Origin of the sequence: Cobetia sp. SIMBA_158, from assembly GCF_046566945.1 — a bacterium.
GTDB classification, from domain to species: Bacteria; Pseudomonadota; Gammaproteobacteria; order Pseudomonadales; family Halomonadaceae; genus Cobetia; species Cobetia amphilecti.
Genome location: NZ_JAWJYL010000062.1, coordinates 1 through 451, shown reverse-complemented (window position 1 = coordinate 451; position 451 = coordinate 1). Strand labels below are relative to the sequence as shown.

General features: G+C 45.2%; 1 protein-coding gene. It reads right to left on the bottom strand.

Annotated elements, in window-relative coordinates; all coding sequences use genetic code 11:
• On the bottom strand, positions 1–451 hold a 451-nt coding region (locus R2R70_RS18965; RefSeq protein ID WP_410978744.1), incomplete at both ends, for a glycine--tRNA ligase subunit alpha.

Sequence of the window (451 nt, the reverse complement as noted above, 5' to 3'; positions counted from 1 at the left end):
AGTAGATTGCTCTACTTCATTTTGATGAAATACATCGCCGTAAGTTACACGCCCTAGTGGACCGTCTGCCCATACTAGGTCGTAAATGCTATCTACGCCTTGAATATACATCGCTAAACGCTCTAGGCCGTAAGTAATTTCACCTGTTACTGGTGAGCACTCTAATCCGCCTACTTGTTGGAAGTAGGTAAATTGCGTTACCTCCATACCGTTTAACCAAATTTCCCACCCTAAGCCCCATGCGCCAAGCGTTGGTGATTCCCAGTTATCTTCTACAAAGCGTACTTCGTGAGTTAGGGTATCAATACCCATTGCTTCTAGTGAGCCTAAGTAAAGCTCTTGAATGTTATCTGGTGATGGCTTTAAGACTACCTGAAATTGGTAGTAATGTTGTAAGCGGTTTGGGTTTTCACCATAGCGGCCATCCGTAGGACGGCGACACGGTTGTACG